General features: G+C 55.3%; 14 protein-coding genes. 4 read left to right on the top strand and 10 right to left on the bottom strand.

The window, feature by feature from the left end:
* Positions 1-2 precede the first annotated feature (2 nt).
* Positions 3-746 (bottom strand): 2,3-diphosphoglycerate-dependent phosphoglycerate mutase, encoded by a 744-nt coding sequence (gene gpmA / locus WBP50_RS04095; protein ID WP_423931865.1) that lies wholly within the window; start codon positions 744-746, stop codon positions 3-5.
* A gap of 323 nt (positions 747-1,069) precedes the next feature.
* Between gpmA and WBP50_RS04090 the strand changes: the two genes are divergently transcribed.
* Together WBP50_RS04090 and WBP50_RS04085 are read left to right on the top strand one after the other, a co-directional pair.
* Entirely contained in the window at positions 1,070-2,329 is a 1,260-nt protein-coding gene (locus tag WBP50_RS04090) for a nitronate monooxygenase (protein WP_423931864.1), read from the top strand.
* Positions 2,330-2,405: 76 nt separating this feature from the next.
* Positions 2,406-3,428 carry a hypothetical protein gene (locus tag WBP50_RS04085; RefSeq protein ID WP_423931863.1) on the top strand — a complete coding sequence of 341 codons (1,023 nt, stop codon included), beginning with the start codon at positions 2,406-2,408 and terminating at the stop codon, positions 3,426-3,428.
* Positions 3,429-3,550: 122 nt separating this feature from the next.
* On the opposite strand, the gene WBP50_RS04080 is transcribed toward WBP50_RS04085, so the two are convergent.
* Together WBP50_RS04080 and WBP50_RS04075 are read right to left on the bottom strand one after the other, a co-directional pair.
* Positions 3,551-3,967 carry an RNA polymerase subunit sigma-24 gene (locus tag WBP50_RS04080; protein ID WP_423931862.1) on the bottom strand — a complete coding sequence of 139 codons (417 nt, stop codon included), beginning with the start codon at positions 3,965-3,967 and terminating at the stop codon, positions 3,551-3,553.
* Positions 3,968-4,102: 135 nt separating this feature from the next.
* Positions 4,103-4,576 carry a nucleoside deaminase gene (locus WBP50_RS04075; RefSeq protein ID WP_423931861.1) on the bottom strand — a complete coding sequence of 158 codons (474 nt, stop codon included), beginning with the start codon at positions 4,574-4,576 and terminating at the stop codon, positions 4,103-4,105.
* A 121-nt stretch (positions 4,577-4,697) separates the two neighbouring features.
* On the opposite strand from WBP50_RS04075, the gene sucC reads away from it, so the two are divergent.
* Positions 4,698-5,876: an ADP-forming succinate--CoA ligase subunit beta gene (sucC, locus tag WBP50_RS04070; RefSeq protein WP_423931860.1), complete on the top strand. Its 1,179-nt coding sequence runs from the start codon at positions 4,698-4,700 to the stop codon at positions 5,874-5,876.
* A gap of 453 nt (positions 5,877-6,329) precedes the next feature.
* On the opposite strand, the gene WBP50_RS04065 is transcribed toward sucC, so the two are convergent.
* The 4 genes from WBP50_RS04065 to WBP50_RS04050 all read right to left on the bottom strand — a co-directional run bounded on the left by WBP50_RS04065 (position 6,330) and on the right by WBP50_RS04050 (position 11,083).
* Positions 6,330-8,303: an ABC transporter permease gene (locus WBP50_RS04065; RefSeq protein ID WP_423931858.1), complete on the bottom strand. Its 1,974-nt coding sequence runs from the start codon at positions 8,301-8,303 to the stop codon at positions 6,330-6,332.
* A complete protein-coding gene (locus WBP50_RS04060; RefSeq protein WP_423931857.1) occupies positions 8,300-9,268 on the bottom strand; it encodes an efflux RND transporter periplasmic adaptor subunit in 969 nt (322 codons plus the stop codon). Before WBP50_RS04060 ends, WBP50_RS04065 begins: the two co-directional genes overlap by 4 nt.
* Positions 9,258-10,547 (bottom strand): TolC family protein, encoded by a 1,290-nt coding sequence (locus WBP50_RS04055; RefSeq protein WP_423931855.1) that lies wholly within the window; start codon positions 10,545-10,547, stop codon positions 9,258-9,260. Before WBP50_RS04055 ends, WBP50_RS04060 begins: the two co-directional genes overlap by 11 nt.
* A gap of 143 nt (positions 10,548-10,690) precedes the next feature.
* Positions 10,691-11,083 (bottom strand): hypothetical protein, encoded by a 393-nt coding sequence (locus WBP50_RS04050; protein WP_423931853.1) that lies wholly within the window; start codon positions 11,081-11,083, stop codon positions 10,691-10,693.
* 221 nt (positions 11,084-11,304) lie between these two features.
* Between WBP50_RS04050 and WBP50_RS04045 the strand changes: the two genes are divergently transcribed.
* The gene (locus WBP50_RS04045) at positions 11,305-13,257 is read left to right on the top strand and encodes an ABC-F family ATP-binding cassette domain-containing protein (protein WP_423931851.1); all 1,953 of its coding nucleotides are present in this window, start codon (positions 11,305-11,307) and stop codon (positions 13,255-13,257) included.
* Between the two features lie 20 nt (positions 13,258-13,277).
* On the opposite strand, the gene WBP50_RS04040 is transcribed toward WBP50_RS04045, so the two are convergent.
* The 3 genes from WBP50_RS04040 to WBP50_RS04030 all read right to left on the bottom strand — a co-directional run bounded on the left by WBP50_RS04040 (position 13,278) and on the right by WBP50_RS04030 (position 19,197).
* Positions 13,278-17,459 carry a response regulator gene (locus tag WBP50_RS04040; protein WP_423931849.1) on the bottom strand — a complete coding sequence of 1,394 codons (4,182 nt, stop codon included), beginning with the start codon at positions 17,457-17,459 and terminating at the stop codon, positions 13,278-13,280.
* A gap of 280 nt (positions 17,460-17,739) precedes the next feature.
* Positions 17,740-18,057 carry a quaternary ammonium compound efflux SMR transporter SugE gene (gene sugE / locus WBP50_RS04035; RefSeq protein ID WP_423931848.1) on the bottom strand — a complete coding sequence of 106 codons (318 nt, stop codon included), beginning with the start codon at positions 18,055-18,057 and terminating at the stop codon, positions 17,740-17,742.
* 6 nt (positions 18,058-18,063) lie between these two features.
* Positions 18,064-19,197, bottom strand: a complete 1,134-nt coding sequence (locus tag WBP50_RS04030; RefSeq protein WP_423931846.1) for a Gfo/Idh/MocA family protein — start codon at positions 19,195-19,197, stop codon at positions 18,064-18,066.
* Positions 19,198-19,250 lie beyond the last annotated feature (53 nt).

Raw genomic sequence — 19,250 nt, 5'->3', positions numbered from 1 at the left:
TCCTATGCTTTGGCCTGTCCGGCAACCGCCTGGACGGCCTGTTTTATTGCCTCCTGATCGCCGAGATAGTAGCTTTTCAGCGGCTTGAGGTCGTCGTCGAGTTCGTAGACGAGAGGGATGCCTGTCGGGATGTTCAGACCGACGATATCCTCCTCGGAAATGTTGTCGAGATACTTGACCAGCGCCCGCAGCGAATTGCCGTGCGCGACGATAAGCACCCGCCTGCCCTTGCGGATCTCCGGCGCTATGGTGTCGTGCCAGATCGGGAGAAAACGTTCGACGGTGTCCTTCAGGCACTCCGAAAGCGGCAGTTCCGTTTCGCCCAGATCGGCGTAACGGCGGTCAAGGCCGGGATAACGCTCATCGTCGCGATCGAGCTGCGGCGGAGGGGTATCGTAGCTTCTTCTCCATACCAGCACCTGCTCCTCGCCGTATTTGCGGGATGTCTCGGACTTGTTCAGCCCCTGCAGCGCACCATAGTGACGCTCGTTGAGCCGCCAGCTTTTCATGACGGGAATCCACATGAGATCCATGCCGTCCAGAGCGTTCCAGAGCGTCCTGATGGCCCGTTTCAGCACGGAGGTATAGGCAATATCGAAAGTCAGGCCCGCCTCTTTCATGGTCTTTCCCGCATTCGAGGCCTCAAGCCTGCCGTTGTCCGTCAAGTCGATGTCGTGCCAGCCGGTAAAGCGGTTTTCCAGATTCCACTGGCTCTCGCCGTGGCGGAGTAGGACGAGTTTTATCATAACGGTTCCCCTTTGTTCATGATCGGTTGTTACTTGACGGGCGGTCGATTGCTCTCCCCCCGTTTTCATCAGGCCTGTCAATTTACTATTCTCTCCTCCTTTTCTCAAACAGCCATTGCAATGGTGTCGGTAAAAGTACCGGTTCAGGGCGGCATGGCGTTTTGTACGTTTTGACTGTAGATTTATAGAACGAAATATTCTATCTTAAATAATTTTAATTTTTGACAGCCGGGCGAGCCACTACCTGCAAAAAGGCGGCAACCCAGCCGGCCTCCGAATCCGCCGAAGGCCGGAAAATGCTTTTACATCGGAATACACAGACAATGATCGTAGATAATTTCAGGCTACCGTTAGGAGGAAAAGAGTATGTCCCAATCGTTATCGGCGGTATGGGCGTCAACATATCAACAACCGAACTTGCCCTGGCGGCAGAGAAACTTGGCGGCATAGGCCATATTTCCGATGCCGAAGTCTGCTACGTCTGTGATCAGATTTTCAGTACCTCGTACGTTTCGCGCAAACGCAGGAAGTACGCAGCCTATACCGACATCCCGGACAAATCCGCAGTGCTCTTCGACCTTGAGGAGGTTGCCGAGGCCCAGAAAAAATACATCGAGTACACGGTTTCCCAGAAAACGGGAAAAGGAGCGATTTTCCTGAACTGCATGGAAAAGCTGACCATGAACAATGCGTCGGAAACGCTCAAGGTAAGGCTTTCGGCCGCACTGGATGCAGGTATCGACGGTCTTACCCTTGCAGCCGGACTCAATCTGCGCACCCTCGACCTCATTCAGGATCACCCCCGCTTCCGCGACGCCAAGATAGGCATCATCATCTCTTCGGTCCGGGCGCTGGCCATTTTCCTCAAACGCGCCGTCCGTCTCGACCGGCTGCCCGACTACATTATCGTCGAGGGCCCTCTTGCCGGCGGACACCTCGGATTCGGGCCGCTCGACTGGCACACCTTCGATCTGAACACCATCGTCACGGAAGTGCTCGACTTCCTGAAAAAAGAGAACCTTTCGATTCCGGTCATTCCCGCAGGGGGAATCTTCACGGGAACCGACGCCGCACAGTACCTCCAAAAGGGAGCCGCAGCGGTACAGGTAGCAACCCGCTTCGCCATTTCAAGGGAGGCCGGTCTTCCGGCTGCGGTCAAGCAGCACTACATCAATGCCGAAGAGAAGGACATTGTGGTGAACATGGCCTCGACAACCGGCTACCCGATGCGCATGCTCGTAAACTCCCCGACACTCTCCTACAGGATGAAGCCCAACTGCCAGGGGCTCGGCTATCTGCTGGAAACCGGCGGGAAGTGCTCCTATATCGACGCCTACTACAAGGCTCTCGAAGAAAAAAAATCAGGTCTGCCGATCACGCCGTCGGAAAAAACCTGCCTCTGTACCGGCATGGCCCGCTACGACTGCTGGACCTGCGGCCACCTGACCTACCGGCTCAAGGATACCACGAACCGGCTGCCGGACGGCTCATGGCAGCTTCCCACGGCCGAAGATGTATTCCTCGACTACCAGTTCAGCAAGGATCAAGAGATACGGCTTCCCGAACCCAGACAAAACGTATAAACGTTTTTTTCTTTACATTACCTGAAAGAAGTACCTGAAACAGGGTTCGTCCATCCACGATCATCAGGCTTCCGGTATGAAAAGAAAAGCCCTCGTCTTTCTCGGGTCCGCACTCGCGGCACTGCTCCTGCTGCTCGGGGTTTTCGCCCTGAACCAGCTTGCTGCTTTCGGCGCCCTGCTCTCGACGCTGCACCCCTATGCGGGCTACGCGTTTCTTGCTTTCTCGGGCGCCCTCATGCTTTTTGCGATCGTTTCAGGATTCCGGTTCTTCAGCACCGCACCGCACCCGCCGCTGCCGCTCAACGAAACCGCAAAAAACTTTCCGGCCTGGATTGCCTTTCTCTGCCGGACGCTTCCCGCGCACTCCATGCACCCCGAACCGCTGCGCAAGGAGAAGGATCTTCGCTGGCTGCGCGCCAACCTCAAACTGCTCGAGGTCGATGCGATCAACAAAACCAAGCAGATCGCCACCAAGAACTTTTTCGTGGGAGCATTCGCACAGAACACCTCCTACGGCACCACCACCTCGCTCAGAAACATCCTCAAGACGGTATGGAACATCTACAAGATCCACCACCGCACCCATAACGCCATGGAGTTCGTCGGGCTGGTCCGCTCGGTCTACCGCTGCCTCCCCCTCTCGGACTTCAGGCGGGAGGACATTCCCGCCCATATCAAGCCGATCATCCAGTCCTCCTTCAGCAACACCCTTTCATCGCTGCTGCCCGGCGGCAACCTGCTCACGCCTTTCTTCATGAACCTTTTCCTTGCGGGAGCCACAAACACCTATCTCACCTGCCTTGCCGGCATGATCGCCATACGGCACTGCCAGATGCTCTCCGAAGAGGACCGCAGGGAGATCACCCAGCAGGGGATGTTCGAGGCATCATTCATGCTCAAGGAGATCGTGCGGGAGTGCAACCCCGTACTCTCGGTCACCATCAGCAACTCGGTCAAGAAAGCCGGCATCGAAAGCCTCGACACCGTCCAGGCACCGTCGGTCGGCAGCAACATCGCCCAGGACATCGTCTCCCACCTTGCCAGCTCCCTCAAGAGCATCATCAGGGAGAACATTTCGGTCGAGAAGAACGACGAGTGAGGGTTGCCGGATACGCACGGAAAAATGCGCACCACGGGAGCCGGATGCAGCTACAGCCCGAGAAAAAGAGTTCGGAACGAGGAAAAAAAGAAAGGGAGTCCTCCTTGCGGAGGGTGCGGAGGCTAATACTCGGGAAGCTGCAGGACGAAGGTTTTCCTGCCCCACCAGAGCCATATTTTCAGGGTATCGAGGTCGGTGCCGTTGATTTCGGCTATCTCGTTGCAGGTCAGGCCGAACATGTCGGCGAACAGGACGGCAAGCTTGATGTCGTCGTAGTCGCGGCCGGTGGAATCGTCCTGCAGGTCGTGCGCTCTTTTGCACCCCGTATCCAGAAAGCAGGAAAAGAGATCGATGCTGAAATTGCTGAAATAGTATGCCCTGAAGCGTTTGAACAGTTCGTTCAGGGTGGTCTCTACACCGACATCGCGGTAGGTCCAGACAACAAGCTCCCGAGCCAGTATTTTTGAACCGGTCATCCACAACGCGATACGGTATACCGTGTCCTGCAACTCGAATACCGTTCTGCATGATTCGCCCATATAACCTCTTCCGTTAGTGTGGTTATAATCGACAGCGACTGAAATACACGTCAGCCTGAAGGACACCCTGCGTATTCAGGCAAAAAACGACAGCAATTACATAAGTACTATTTTTTACATAGTAATACAATTACTTCAAGAATCAAAGCGCTGCCGACGACGAAGTTCAGCAAAAAAATCGCGAAGCAGCTCCGAACACCTGTTTTCCATGATGCCGCCGATCACTTCCGGCCGGTGATTGAGTTCCCTGCAGCCGGTGATGTTCAGAACCGTTCCCGATGCGCCCATCTTCGGATCGTAAGCTCCGAAAACAAGGCGACCCAGTTTGGCATTGACGATCGCTCCCGCGCACATGGGGCAAGGCTCCATGGTTACAGCAAGGGTGCACTCTTCGAGATACTTGTTCCCGAGCGTTGCCATGGCTGAGGTAAGCGCGATCATCTCGGCGTGGGCTGTGGCGTCGGAGAGCGCTTCAACCTGGTTGTATCCTTTTCCGACAATATTCCCGTTGCTGTCGAAAACGACCGCCCCTACAGGAATCTCTTTTTTCTCGTATGCTTTCAGCGCTTCCCTGAGGGCATATTCCATATAAAAGTTCAAATTGTGCATATGTGTAACTTCAAAGCTTTAGTAAAAGGGTAAAATTCAGTATACTTAAGTTTTCCTTGCCCCGTTTCTCCGGTTCACTCGGCCGGCGCAGTATTAACCTTACAACAGTTACCTGAGTAATATGAACATTCATGAATATCAAGGCAAAGATATCCTGAAAAAATTCGGGGTCAGTGTGCCCAAGGGCATCGTTGCTTTTTCGCCTGAAGAGGCAAAGCAGGCTGCCGTGCAGCTTTTTGAAGAACAGAGCAGCTCTGTCGTGGTTGTCAAGGCCCAGATTCATGCAGGAGGACGCGGCAAAGCCGGAGGCGTTAAACTTGCAAAGTCGCCCGATGAAGCCCGTGACATCGCAACCCAGATGCTTGGAGCCACCCTGGTGACGCATCAGACCGGTCCTGAAGGAAAGCTGGTAAGCCGGCTGCTGGTGGAAGAGGGCATGAACATCGACCGTGAGTTCTATGTAGGCATCACCCTCGACCGCTCCACTTCAAGAAACGTACTGATGGTCTCGACCGAAGGCGGTATGGAAATCGAGACGGTCGCCGAAGAGACCCCCGACAAGCTGCTGAAGATCCAGGTAGACCCGCTCTACGGCCTCCAGGCCTTTCAGGCCCGCCAGGCGGCATTCTTCCTCGGCCTCGATGGCGAACAGTTCAGAAACGCCGTATCGTTCATCACCGCGCTCTATAACGCCTACATGAGCATCGACGCGTCGCTGGCTGAAATCAATCCGCTTGTCGTCACCAGAGAGGGCCGGGTGCTTGCCCTCGACGCAAAAATCAATTTTGACGGAAACGCGCTCTTCCGCCACAAGGATTTTCTTGAACTGCGCGATACCAACGAAGAGGACCCCTTTGAAGTGGAAGCCTCGAAATCGAACCTCAACTACGTGCGTCTCGACGGCAATGTCGGCTGCATGGTCAACGGCGCTGGTCTTGCCATGGCAACCATGGACATGATCCAGCTTGCCGGCGGACGACCCGCCAACTTCCTCGACGTAGGCGGTGGAGCGAGCCCCCAGACCGTCGAGGAGGGATTCAAGATCATTCTGAGCGACGGAAACGTCAAGGCCATTCTCGTCAACATCTTCGGCGGAATCGTGCGTTGCGACCGTGTTGCCGGTGGCATTATCCAGGCCGCCCAGAAAATCGGTCTCAATCTTCCGGTCATTGTCCGCCTCGAGGGCACGAACGCCGAGATCGCCCAGAAAATGCTCGACGAATCAGGATTGAACCTGATTGCCGCCAACGGCCTGCACGATGCTGCAGCAAAGGTCAATCAGGCGCTGGCCGCCTCCTGAGGAGAGAGGGCGCTCCGCCCGACCGCCCCGGTATCGAAAACCCCTGCATGAAAGGCTCATGCAGGGGTTTTCCCGTTTTACGATCCGCCGCATCGAATGCCGGAGGATATTTTGCCCATAAAAAAAACAGCGAAGAGCCCTACTCAAGCTCTTCGCTGTTCCAATCGGTCATCAGCCTGGTTTTCAATCTTACATCGCCTACCATTCAGGGCCCCGCTTCAACTTGAACTACAGAGTAAAAGAGACGCCTTTGTTCCGTTCATCTTCGTAACCACAACAACACATCAAAGAAAACCCGACTGATTACCGAAATTCCACACCACACAACACACAAACCACACACAACTAACCTAAGGGTGAAAACACGAAACCGTTTTATCGTGCCTTCATAGAGTAAGACGGCATAGCTCCCTGAATCTTGCACAAAAAAAATCTTTTTTTTCACGGAGCATGCTATTCATAGCGCAAAGCCTCTACAGGCTTGAGATCCGCAGCTTTCCGGGCAGGCCACAAGCCGAAAAAAAGTCCGGTCATGACGGAAAAAGCCGTGGCAAGGAAAATGGAAAGCAGCGAAGTTTTCACGGCCCATCCGGCAAAAAACGACAGGAGCAGAGAAATGCCTATTCCTGTCATAATCCCGATCAACCCGCCACTGATGGTCATGCCGACGGATTCCACGAGAAACTGCAGCATGATATCGTTTTTTCGAGCCCCTATAGCCTTCCTCAGCCCGATTTCGCGGGTACGCTCGGTTACCGAAACCAGCATGATGTTCATGATGCCGATACCTCCGACAAGAAGCGATATGGCGGCAATGGAACCAAGCAGCATGCTCATGGTTTCGGTGGTGCTCGAGAGCATCTTCTGGATTTCCGTCATGTCGCGGATGTTGAAGGTATCGTCGTCGGCTTTTAGGCGGTGCCGTTTGCGGATCAGTTCGTCGATGGCGTTTTCTGCAGCCTCAATCTGTGCGGGATTACTGGCCTCAACGTAGATACTGGTAAGATAATCCTTGCCGAGCACGCGGTACATGGCGGTCGTGACGGGAATGATCACGATGTCGTCCTCGTCGCGCGGACCGGAAAACCCCTTTGCGGGAGCGATGCCGATAACCTTGAAATTGATCCGGTTGATCTTGATGGTTTTACCGATGGGATTGGCTGAACCGAAAAGCTCCCTTACCACCGTAACGCCGACAATCGCCACCTTTTCGCGCCGCTGCAGTTCCTCCCTGGTGAACCACCGCCCGATCGAGGGCGTAGTCGAGCGCATGACGGCGTAATCGTAGCCGGCTCCTTCAAGATTTGTGCTCCAGTTGTTGTTTTCAAAAACGGCCTGCCCGCTGCCGCTTGCCACTCCCGTTGCATTCCTGACCAGCGGGGCGAGGGCCGCTATCGCCTCGACATCCTTCATCGTAAAGCGGGTTACCGCTCCGGCGCCCTGTGCCGCACCCCTGATTTTGGCCGATCCGCCCCGTATGGAGAGCAGATTCGAGCCCATCGACTTGAGCTGTTCCTGCATGGCGAATTTGGCGCCCTCGCCAAGCGCCATCATGGCAATGACCGACGCAACACCGACAAGGATGCCGAGAACAGAGAGCAGCGAACGGATCTTGTTGGCGAGAATGGACTGGAATGCCTGGGCCATGAACCCCACGAAACGGCCGTCGCTCCAGAGCGGCGCTCCTCCGGAAAGATGCAGTTCATAAGCGTCCGTGGCCCCGGTGGCCGCCGGACGTATGCCTCCTTCCCGGCGCTCGTCGGAGAGGATCACCCCGTCGCGCATGGTGATCACCCTTTCGGCATATGCGGCGATATCGGGCTCGTGGGTAACCATGATGACGGTTTTCCCCTCTTCATTGAGCCCCTTGAGTATCTTCATGATTTCGGCCGAGTTCTTCGTATCGAGGTTACCGGTGGGTTCGTCGGCGAAAATGATCAGGGGGTCGCGCACCAGCGCCCTGGCGATGGCCACCCGCTGCTGCTCGCCGCCCGAAAGCTGGTTCGGCGTATGGCCAATCCGGTGTTCAAGCCCCACAAGAGCGAGCCGCCTGACGGCCTCCTGCCGGAAATCCCCTTTGAGGCCGCTGTAGATATGCGGAAGGCGGACATTGTCGACAATGCTCATCCGGCGGAGCAGATGGAACTGCTGGAACACGAAGCCGGCCAGATTGTTGCGCAATCCTGCCTGCTCGTCTTCGGAAAGCTGGTTGACGTTATTGCCGAAAATCAGGTATTCGCCTTTGTCGGGGTTGTCCAGCAGCCCGAGAATCTGAAGCAGCGAGGATTTGCCCGACCCGGAAGCACCCATGATGGCGACGAATTCGCCCTGCTCCACCGTGAGCGAGACTCCCCTCAGGGCGTGAACCGTGCTTTCACCGATATGGTAGGTCCGGTGAACATCCCGCAATTCAATGACAGGTTTCATTTCGTCGACCGGTTCCGCTTGGGAATGAAAGGATTCGAGCCGCCGCTGCTTTCGGGGAGCGCGAACGAAGTGTCCCTGACCAGCACGACGGAGTTCTCCCCCAGACCATCGAGAATCTCGATATTGACGTCGTCCTGCATGCCGGTTCTGACCGTCCTGTATGCCACGCCATTTTTGGCTCTCCCGCTTTTCTGCTGCACCACGGCTTTTCCGTTCCTGGTCTGAACGGCATTTGCGGGAAGAAGCAGCGCATGCTCTTTTTCGCTGACGATAATATCGATATTGGCGCTCATGCCCGAACGGAAGACCTCGGGAATGGTTTCGGGAATCACATCGACATAGTAGATGTTGACGTTGTTCTGCAGATGGGATTCATAGTAGATATGCTCAACAACGCCGTTCACCTTTATTTCGGGATAGGCGTCGAGCCCGATTATCGTCCTCTGACCGATTTTCACCCTGCCGATGTCGGTTTCATCGACGTACGCCTTGACGATAAGCCTGTCGGAGAGCACAAACAGCGAATCGCTGGTAGTTACCGTCTGGCCGGGCTCGACACTGCGCACGATGACCTGACCGTCGATCGGCGCGATGACGGTCGTTTCCCGATAGACGCTGTTCCAGTAGGAGCGTTCCTTGTCTCCCTGCAGCCTTGCAGCATCGAGCAGCGCGGCCCGTTCGGTGGAACTGAGCAGGGCAAGCACCTGGCCTTTGCGCACCAGCTGTCCTTCATCGACCCGGATCTCCTCGATCCGTCCGGCAATCGAAGACTGGATTTTCAGACGGTTGCGGGGTTCGACAACGCCTGTCGTCGATACAGTGGACCTGATGATACCGCGTACAGCGGAGATCTCCCTGTAACTCTCTTTCGGGGTTCCGGAACCCCTGAAAAGGAAAAATGCTCCAACACCCAGAACGAGCAGCGTTATCGCTCCTGCAAGAACCATCCTGTTTCTACTGATCATCGAGTCCTCCTCCTTTTGCCTGTATCCATCCGGCTTCGGCAGTCAGAAGATCCGCGCCGGCATCGAGAAACTGTTTTTTTGCACTTACCAGATTGTCTTCAATAATCACCCAGTCGTCAAACGAGATAAGACCGTTCGAATACTGGGCATTGGCTATCGAGGCTCGTTCAACGGCTGCATCGAGAAATTTCCGCTGCACGGCAACGTACTGCCGGGCATCCATAAAGCTCTTCCAGCTCTCCTCCAGTGTATCGAACACCTGGAGATAGCCGCTTTTCTCTTCGGCATTCTGCTGGCTGACGACCGCCATGGCCTTCGCGACCTTTGCCCGGCCCGTGCCGCCGCCATATATCGGCAGGGAAAATTCAACACCCGCGTTCCAGTCGACCTCGTCGGGAGGCAGGGTATCAAAAGCACTTCGGCCTATGGAGGAGGTAAGATAGAGTTCGGGAGAAAACGCCCCTTTTGCGGCGTCGAGATCGTAACGGGCTGCTTTTCTCTTCGCTTCGAGCTGCTGTACCAGAGGAGTGTTCCTGGCAAGCTGGGCAAGATTGGGTTTTACGGAGGAAAGATCGCCGGTGGTGAACGAACCCTTTACCCTGATCGGGCTATGCTGATCGCGGCCGAGAGCCGAAGCGAGTCGGGACTGGGCAAGCACGAGACCTCTTTGGGCGCGTGAAACCTCGAACTCCGACTCGCCGAGATCAGCCTCGGCCTTGCGGAGCGAACCGATATGCTCCCTGCCTGCCTGATAACGCAGGGCTATGAGCCGGACGTTCTTTCTTCTGCGCTCGGCAATCTCCCTTGAAAGGCCAACCAGATCCTGGGCTTTGAGCAGGTCGGTAAAGGCCGAGCGGAGGGCGAAACGCACATCGGCGGAGACCGCACTGTAGTTGTGTCCGGCTGCCTTTTCGGCCTCTTTGTAGGCAGCGACCTGCCTGGAGGTTTTCCGTCCGTCATAGAGCAGCTGCTTTGCACCCAGCGACCAGGAAAGTGCCGATGAGGAGCCGATGTTTTTTTCGGAAGTGCCGCTCTGGGCGGCATTCAAACTGGCGCTGAGCTGGGGAAGAAGCTGTCCTTTGGTGATGCGTCTGTCGGCTTCCGCCTGCTGCATTGCAGCAAGAGCCGAATAGAGGTCGGGATGAGCTTTTCTGGTTTCTTCGACGCACTGCTGCCAGGTCAGCACCTCGGCGGCGTGGAGCGAGCGCGGAACAGGGGAAAAAAGCAGCGTCAACAGTGAAATGATGCCGACCCTGACGACAGGAAAGATTCTGTTCATAAACAATCCGTAATTTCGCCTCCCGGTTCTCTCCGGAGGCTTTTCAACTCGTATGACGGCAACTTATTGAAATTCTTGCGCTCATCTGTACCCTCGCCCGAAAAACAATCCTGCCTCCAGGAAAAAAACCGAAGGGACGAACCCTACATGCAGGCGCCGTACATGAACATCATCACATCGATGAACCACACGATTTCAATGACAAGGACAAGTCCATGATACCATCCCGGGCGCTTCGACGAAAAAACGGCAAGGCATGTGCCGAAAAGCACCCATACAAAAATACCGGTCAGCACCGCTGCGCCGATGAGCGGCTTGCGTTCTTCAGAGAGCGGCAGCGGAGCCTGCAAACCGATCGAAGGGAGAAGTGCGGCCAGCATGTCGAGCAGCACGGCAACCGTCATGACCAGTCGCGAAGAGAGATCTCCCCCGGTTCTGAAAGAACGGGCAGAACCGGCTAAAAACAAGCCGTAGGCAACGATAACGAGCAGTTCGGATGGCCTCATGAGTCCTCTTTCCCTGAAGAAGCTTGCCATTGACGGAAACGCAAAAAATCGATAACGGTAACCACGTCAGGAATATAACCACATGGGCCTCAAAACCCCTCTCCTGTTCATGCATCCGTAACACCCGACGGCCGCCTTTTTTCCTCCCTTGCCCGAAAAGCATGGCCGATGCATGAAATATCGTATCTTCACCATCATGCCGGTGATCATCGGCGTGAAGCATAACGACTGCAAAACAGACCTTTTCCTGTATGTTCGAAGCCCGAAATCTTTCCCTCAGCGTCGGCACCAAGGAGCTGCTCGGCGATTCATCATTCCGCATCGGCGACCGCGACCGCGTTTCGCTGGTCGGCATGAACGGAACCGGCAAGTCAACCCTCCTGAAACTTATCAGCGGCTCGTCATCCGAAAGCACGATGGTTACCGGGGGGCAGTTCCTGAAATCCGCGGATACGACCATCGGCTACCTGCCCCAGGAGATATCCTTCGACCGGGATCTGGAAAAAACCGCCCTGCAGTACGCCATGCATGCCAACATCCGTCTGTTCGAGCTTTCGGAAACCATAGCGAAACTCGAACATGAGCTTGCGCTGCCGGATCAGGATCATGCCGGCGAGGCCTACCACCGTCTGATCGAACGGTTTACCGATGCCATGCACGATTTCGAGCACCACGGGGGCTACACCATGCGCGCCCAGGCAGAAAAGATGCTTTCGGGACTCGGCTTCAGCGAAACGGATTTCCACAAGAAAGTGAAGGCGTTTTCCGGAGGGTGGCAGATGCGACTGCTCATCACCCGCCTTCTCCTGCAGAACCCTACCCTGCTCCTGCTCGACGAGCCGACGAACCATCTCGATATCGACTCGCTTCGCTGGCTGGAAAACTATCTGCAGAACTATGAACACAGCTGCATCATCGTCTCGCACGACCGGTTTTTCCTCGACAAGCTGACGACGAGAACCCTTGAGATCGCCTTTCAGCGCATCGAGGAGTACAAGGGAAACTACTCCTATTACGAGAAGGAAAAAGCCGCCCGCTACGAGCTTATGATGAGCCGGTACGCAAACGACAAAAAAAAGATGGCCGACCTGAAGGCGTTCGTCGACCGGTTCCGATACAAGGCAACCAAGGCACGGCAGGCGCAGAGCCGGCTCCGCCAGCTTGAAAAACTCGAGCAGGGGCTGCAGGCGCCGGAAGAGGATCTCTCGCAGATATCCTTCCGGTTTCCGAAAGCCAATCCGTCAGGCCGGGAGGTCATGCGGCTCGAAGGTATCGGCAAAACCTACACGCTGCCGGACGGCACCCCCAAGAAGGTGCTTTGCAATATCGATCTCGATGTCCTGCGAGGTGACCGGATCGCCATAGTGGGCTCGAACGGTGCAGGAAAAACCACCTTCTGCAAAATACTGGCCGGAGAGATCGATTTCGAAGGGAAGCTTTCGACCGGACACAACGTCAGCCTGAACTATTTCGCCCAGCACCAGACCGAAAACCTCGATCCGGACAAAACCGTTTACAAGGAGATGCTCGACGCAGCCCCGACGTCGGAGGCCCAGAAAAAAATACGGGATATCCTCGGCTGCTTTCTCTTCAGCGGCCCGGATATCGAAAAAAAAATCGGGGTACTGTCGGGAGGTGAAAAATCGCGCGTCGCCCTGGCCCGCATCCTGCTTCAGGCGTCGAACCTCCTGATCATGGACGAGCCCACCAACCATCTCGACATGCGCTCAAAGGAGATGCTGATCGATGCGCTTGAAAACTATGACGGCACGCTTCTTCTGGTCAGCCACGACCGGTACTTCCTCGACAGTCTGGTCAACAAGGTGATCGAAATAAAGAACGGCGGATTGCAGCTCTACCACGGAACCTACGCCGAATACCTGGAAAAGGCCGAAAAAGCCCTTGAAGAGGAGCGACTGAGGGAGAATGCGCGTCTGAAAACACTGGCGGCGGCAGCAAAAAGCCGGGAGATCCCGAAGGCCAAACCCGCTCCACCGGCAAAAAAGAACCACCGGAAGATCGAGTCGATCGAAAAAAGCATTCAGGCGCTCGAACAGAAGAAAGAGGCCATGGAGAGCGTCATGGCCTCCGAAGAGTTTTACAGAAAGTCACCGGAGGAAACGAAAAAAACCCTTGACGAGTACCACTCCCTCGGAAGCGAACTCGACAGGCTCTTTGCCGAATGGGAAAAAGCGGCTTCGTAGGAGCGACGCTCAGGAAACGCTTATATCCATTTTTTTATTGTTTCCGCCATGGCATGCGGATCGACCGGCTTGGTGATGTAATCGTTCATGCCCGACTGAAGGCAGAGTTCACGGTCGCCCCGCATGGCGTGAGCCGTGAGGGCTATAACCGGAATGGCATGATCGGCGACATCCGAGGCATGATCCCTGATCACCCTTGTTGCCTCCATACCGTCCATTTCCGGCATCTGGACATCCATGATGACAAGATTGTAGGTTGCCGTACGAAGCCGCTCCAGAGCCTCAAGTCCGTTCGATACCACATCGACGGTGTAGCCGAGTTTGCCGAGAATGCCCATCATAACCATCTGGTTGACCCTGCTGTCCTCTGCGAGCAGAATCCGTACCGCTGCGTTATCCGCCATCGACGGTCCGGCTTCAGGAAAAGGTCTGGCTTCGCCCGAACGGGCGTTTTTCGGAGACGTTATGAGTCCCGAAATTCTCTCGCCCGTAAACAGCACTTCGGCAACGGCGTTGAACAGCTCCGACTGCCGTATCGGTTTGGCCACTGATGCGGAAAATCCCGCCTTTTGAAGTTCGCCGCCTTCGGTGCGGCTCCCCAGTGGCTCCATCAGAAAAAGGGCGGTATCACCAAACCGGGGGTCGCCGGTGATTGAGCCTGCCAGCATGAATCCGTCAGTTTCGGGCATCGCCCTGTCAATGAGCGCCACCCTGAAAGGGTCATTTCCGGCGACGGCGTTTTCAAGCACGTCAAGAGCCTCCGCTGCCGAAGCGACATCGGATACCCTGATCCCCCAGGATGAAAGCAACAGGCTCAGCATCCTGCGATTCGCATCACTGTCATCGACGACAAGGATGCGGGTGCCTGAAATCGTGCACTGGATAGAGGAGACATCCTCAGCCGAAAAAACGTTTTTCTTCAGCGGAAGGGTGAACCAGAATTCCGAACCGCCGCCCGCTTCGCTGTTGACGCCTATCTTTCCGCCCATAAGTTCGACAAGCTGACGGCTGATCGCAAGCCCCAGACCTGTCCCGCCGTATTTCCGGGTCGTGGATGCGTCAACCTGGGTGAAACTTCTGAAGAGTTTGTCGAGCTTGTCCGGAGAAACTCCTATACCGGTGTCCTTTACCGAAAAACGCAGCAGGGCGTCCCCCTCCGTTTCGCTCTGCAGCGTCACATAAACGGCAACCTCCCCTTCATGCGTGAACTTGATGGCGTTGCCCACCAGATTGGTCAGAATCTGACGGATTCTGTCGGGATCACCTTTGACATGCACCGGCACGTCCGGAAGCGCCACACAGATAAATTCAAGACCCTGATCTTCAGCCTTGACAGCCATGATCGAAGCGATGTCTTCGAGCAGGGTGCGAAGGTTGAAAACAATTTCCTCGAATTCGATTTTCCCCGCTTCTATCTTCGAAAAATCGAGAATGTCGTTGATGACCGTCAACAGCGCGTCTCCGCTCGCCCGTACCGTTTCGGCATAATTCCGCTGCTCCTCGCTCAAGGGCGTGTTGAGCAGCAATCTGGTCATGCCGAGCACGCCGTTCATCGGAGTACGTATTTCATGACTCATATTGGCAAGAAACTCGCTTTTGGCCTGGTTAGCCGCCTCAGCTGCATGACGGGCGTCCATGAGGGCCGTTTCATGACGGAAGCGGAGCTCCGCATTCGTGAACAGTTCGGTCAACAAGCGTAAAAGAGAGATCTCCTCCTCTCCCCAAACCATCTTCCCCTTCACGGCATCGAATCCCGTAAAACCGAAACACCGCTCCCCGTAAACGAGAGGAAGCGAAATCATGGACCTGATATTCTGCGATGCGAGATGAGATTTCAGGAGGTCCCCTTCCGGAAGCGCCTGGACATCCGGAATATGGACGATACGCCCTTTAAGATGCGTTGCAACCAGTTCGGGAATGCTTGCATTCGGCAGCTCATGAAGATGGTTCAGTTCCGGGCAGGTACCTTCCGAGCACCACTCATGCGTATTGCTCATGGTGCCTTTTTCAAAATCATACCTGAAAAGATAGGCCCTGTCCACCCGGAGAAACTCTCCGACAAGCGCAAGAGCCTTGTTGATGGAAAGGTCAAGCTCGACAAGCGGCTTGTTGACGAAACCGATGGCAAGCTCCATCAGTAACAGCTGAAATGCCGACCGGTGACGGAGCTCTTCCTCGGTTTTTTTTCTTTTGGTGATATCGCTGAACGAACCGGCCATCCTGCAGGGACGGTTCATTTCGTCACGGAGAGCTTCACCCCTGCCCAACAGCCACAGAAAGGAGCCGTCTGGCCGGAGAAAACGAAACTCGACGCTGAATACCGGCATCCCTCCCTTGAGATAGCGCTCAAGATGCTCCCGGTAAACAGGCTTGTCCTCAACATGGAGTTTCTCCTCAAACGACTCGTACATGCCGGTAAAGGCCGCATCGTCGTAACCGGTCATGCTTATGAAATTCGTAGAAAGAAAAAGCGTACCTCGTCTGATATCCCAGTCCCATATGCCGTCGTTGCTTCCTTTTACGGCAAGCATATACCGCTCCCTGCTTTCGAACAGTTCACGTTCACGGTTGATGACCCCCCTGTCGATCCGTTTGAGCACAATATAGAGGAGACCGAAAAGCAGGGTCAGAATAACCACAAGGGAAATGCCGGAGAGGGAGAGCATCCGGAAAAAAGCGGTTTTATGTGCCGAAACGTCCTGGAGGACAAGCATGGTGCCGATCGTTTTTCCCGACACATCGTCAAGAGGAAGCGCCCTGACCATCCATGGTTTTCCATTCCACCCGATTTCGCCTGAATGAACCTGCTTCCGGACGTTTCGGCCTGAAAGGGCGGAGTCAAAAACTCCGGGAAAATCCGACAGCGTCGTATAGGCGAGAACCCTGTCGGCAAAACGCTCCCAATCGGCATCTCTTCCGTAGCGCCGCATCCCGGCTTCCCATGATGCTCTCTCGACAAGGCGCTTGTCAAGAAAAAAAGCTACGGCGAGCCCCCGGGGGTAATGCGCCTTGCCTACGACCGCCTCGATCTCTTTGGCGAAATCGATATACCCGACGATACTGCCGCGCTGCAAGACCGGCTGTACGACGCGCAACGTCATCATCCCCTCGGCATTGAGTTCGAGTCCGGTGATCATGTTGCCCGTTTTCTGTGCTTCAAGAATGGTAAACCGGTTATTGAGCACGCCCCTCCTGCCCGGATTGTCAAAACGCATCAGGCATCTTCGGGAAGAGTCGGAAAAACAGAAATAGGAAACGCCGTGCTTCCTGCGCATATAATCGGAAAGCGTCCGGTATTTGCGGGAAAGAAGCATCATGTCGCGGCTGACGATCGCATCGGCAACGGTCGTATCGATCCTGATCATGTTCATGGCTATTTCAAGATCTTCGGACTGAACAAGCAGGGCATTCCTGAACTCATTCAGCACTTCGGTGTCCGTCTGGTGAACCATCTCCTGCAAGCGCCTCTCCTGAAAAAACCAGAGCAGCGAGGCGAACACCGATACGAAAACGACGAGAACCAGAACAAGAAAAGGCAGAAGCCTGCCGAGAACAGGACTCGTTATGCTCCGGGCATAACGATGCGATGAAAGAAAAACACTTGTGATAACAATCGATATGACGATCATGCTGCCGATGGCCAGTGCAGAGCGGGACGCGATCTCCCACGCCCAGTCGGCAGCGTCGATATCCATACCCAGTACCGCGACGACCTTTCCTCGCTCCTTGTCGACGATCGGCAGAAACCCGCTTACCCATACGCCCCATCGATCGGGTGCAGGGCCCTCGACAGCGGCCTTTCCTTCGGCAAAAACATGTTGCAGCAGGGAGGATGCTTCATGATATAACTGACCGGGGGGGGACATCTCGGATGAACCGGGCGGTTCCGAATCCGCATAAAAGAAAACGTTGCCGTTCGGTTTCAGGCCGATAAGATAGACGAACCGGCATTTTTCTTTCAGCCTGCATACAAGCAGAAGCCTGTTTTTCAGTTCCTGGTAATCCGGATTATCAACATCTGCCGCACTTGCGCTTAACGCACCGATCCGAATATGGCTGATGCTCTGCGATGCCGTTTCCATTTCCGTGAGCAGTTCGGAACGCAGCTGACGGTCCGACAGATAGATCGACCAACCTGAAAAGATCAGGCCTCCGAGCAGAAGAATAACGGCGACAGGACGGCCGGAAAAGTATTGCTTCATCAGAAAAACCTTTCTGAACTTTTTTGTACTGGTTATTGCGGCACAAAAACAATCTTCATCAAGCTTTTTTCAACAAAAAACATCACCTGGGCAAGAGGGCCACACGCAACAGGAAAAAAGCGGCAGGCATCCGATTGTCCGAAAACAATCATCCTGCTGACATATCGATGTAACTGATCGGGGGCTTTGGGGTTGCGCAAGAAAGCGCTTGAATCAATGTATTAAAATTAGCCGGATCGCTTATAAAAAAATCCACAGTTGCCGGCCGGGACGAAAAACTTTATCGGGAAAAAATTCTCAATCCGGCAACGCCGGCAACGATGAGCAAAAGACACAGAATGCGCAGCGTATCGCGGGGTTCGTCGAAAAGCAGGATTCCGGCAACGGCAACTCCGGCTGCCCCGATACCGGTCCAGACCGCGTAGGCAGTTCCGACCGGTATGGTTTTCATGGAGATCGAGAGCAGCCAGAAACTGCAGATCATCGCCCCGAGCGTAAGCAGCGACGGCAGCGGGCGGGAAAACCCTTCGGTATATTTCAGTCCGACAGCCCACACACATTCAAGGCATCCGGCGGCAGCAAGCAGCATCCAGTCCATAGGCGTCTATACTTTTATCCACTGCCGCTGCCGGTTCGATTCGGCAGCGGCGTGAAGAATTTTCTGGGTCATCACGCCATCGGCAAAACCGGCGGCATCGTACAGCTTCTGTTCGCCGTTGCGCAGCGCCCTGACGATCCTGTTTGCAAGAAATGCGAAACCCACGGCAAAAACGCCATGCATGGCAAGCGACGAAAGCCTTATGCGTTCCTGAAGCACCAGTTCGTCCCACGGAAGCATCGGCTCGATCTGCTTCCAGCGCGGCGCATCGATAAGACTGCGCCCCCCCTTTGCCTCGCCGTTGGCGATCTCCCAGAGCTTTCCTGCACCGTCGAGCCGGATGGTCTTCATGCTGCCGACCACCTCGAAGGATAACCAGGTATAGGAACCGACCGTCGTGACGTGCATGAGTGAAGGGGAATTGAGCGCTATCGACGAAGGACCGAATTTCATGAACATGGCAAAGCTGTCGTCGGAGGTGACCGCTTTGGGCTTGCCCTCTTCATCGGGACGCTGCGGAATCGAGGTTGCGAGATTGCAGCAGACCTCCGATATCTCTCCGACAAGATGGCGGTTCAGATCGATGAGATGCGAACCTATCGCGCCGAGCGCCCCGCCCCCTCTCGCTGCGTCGCTCCACCACGAATGGCGCTGTTCCGGCTGGTTGCGGGTGGCAAGGTTGACGACGGCGCGGACTTCATACACCTTGCCGATCTCTCCGCTGTCGATCATCTGCTTCATGCACCGTACGGCCGGATGCAGCCGCAGCTGATGGTCGATCAGGGCAAGACCCGGAGAACGGAGCGCGGTAAAATGCATGGCGGTAGCCTCCTGCATCGTAAGTGCGAAGGGTTTCTCGCACAGGACGCTTTTACCGCACTCAAGCAGCGCCGTAACCATCGGGGCATGCATAAACGGGGGGGTGGTCACGCAGACCAGGTCGAGATCGAGATCGAGCAGGTCACGCCAGTCGGCATACCCTTCGGGAATGCCGAAACGGTCCATGAACTTGCGGCGGCGCGTTTCGGTCGGGCTTGCCACGGCGGCAAGCTCGACATCTTCGAGCAGCGAAAAAGCCGGAGCCTGGGCAACCTGCGCCCATCCGCTGCCGAGAAAACCTATTCTGACTGTTTTTTTCATACCTGTACCTGATGATGGGGACATAAAAAAAGGGTGACTGCCATCACCCTTTT

Origin of the sequence: Chlorobium sp., from assembly GCF_049593655.1 — a bacterium.
Classification (GTDB): domain Bacteria; phylum Bacteroidota; class Chlorobiia; order Chlorobiales; family Chlorobiaceae; genus Chlorobium.
This window is presented reverse-complemented; position numbering and strand designations above follow the sequence as displayed.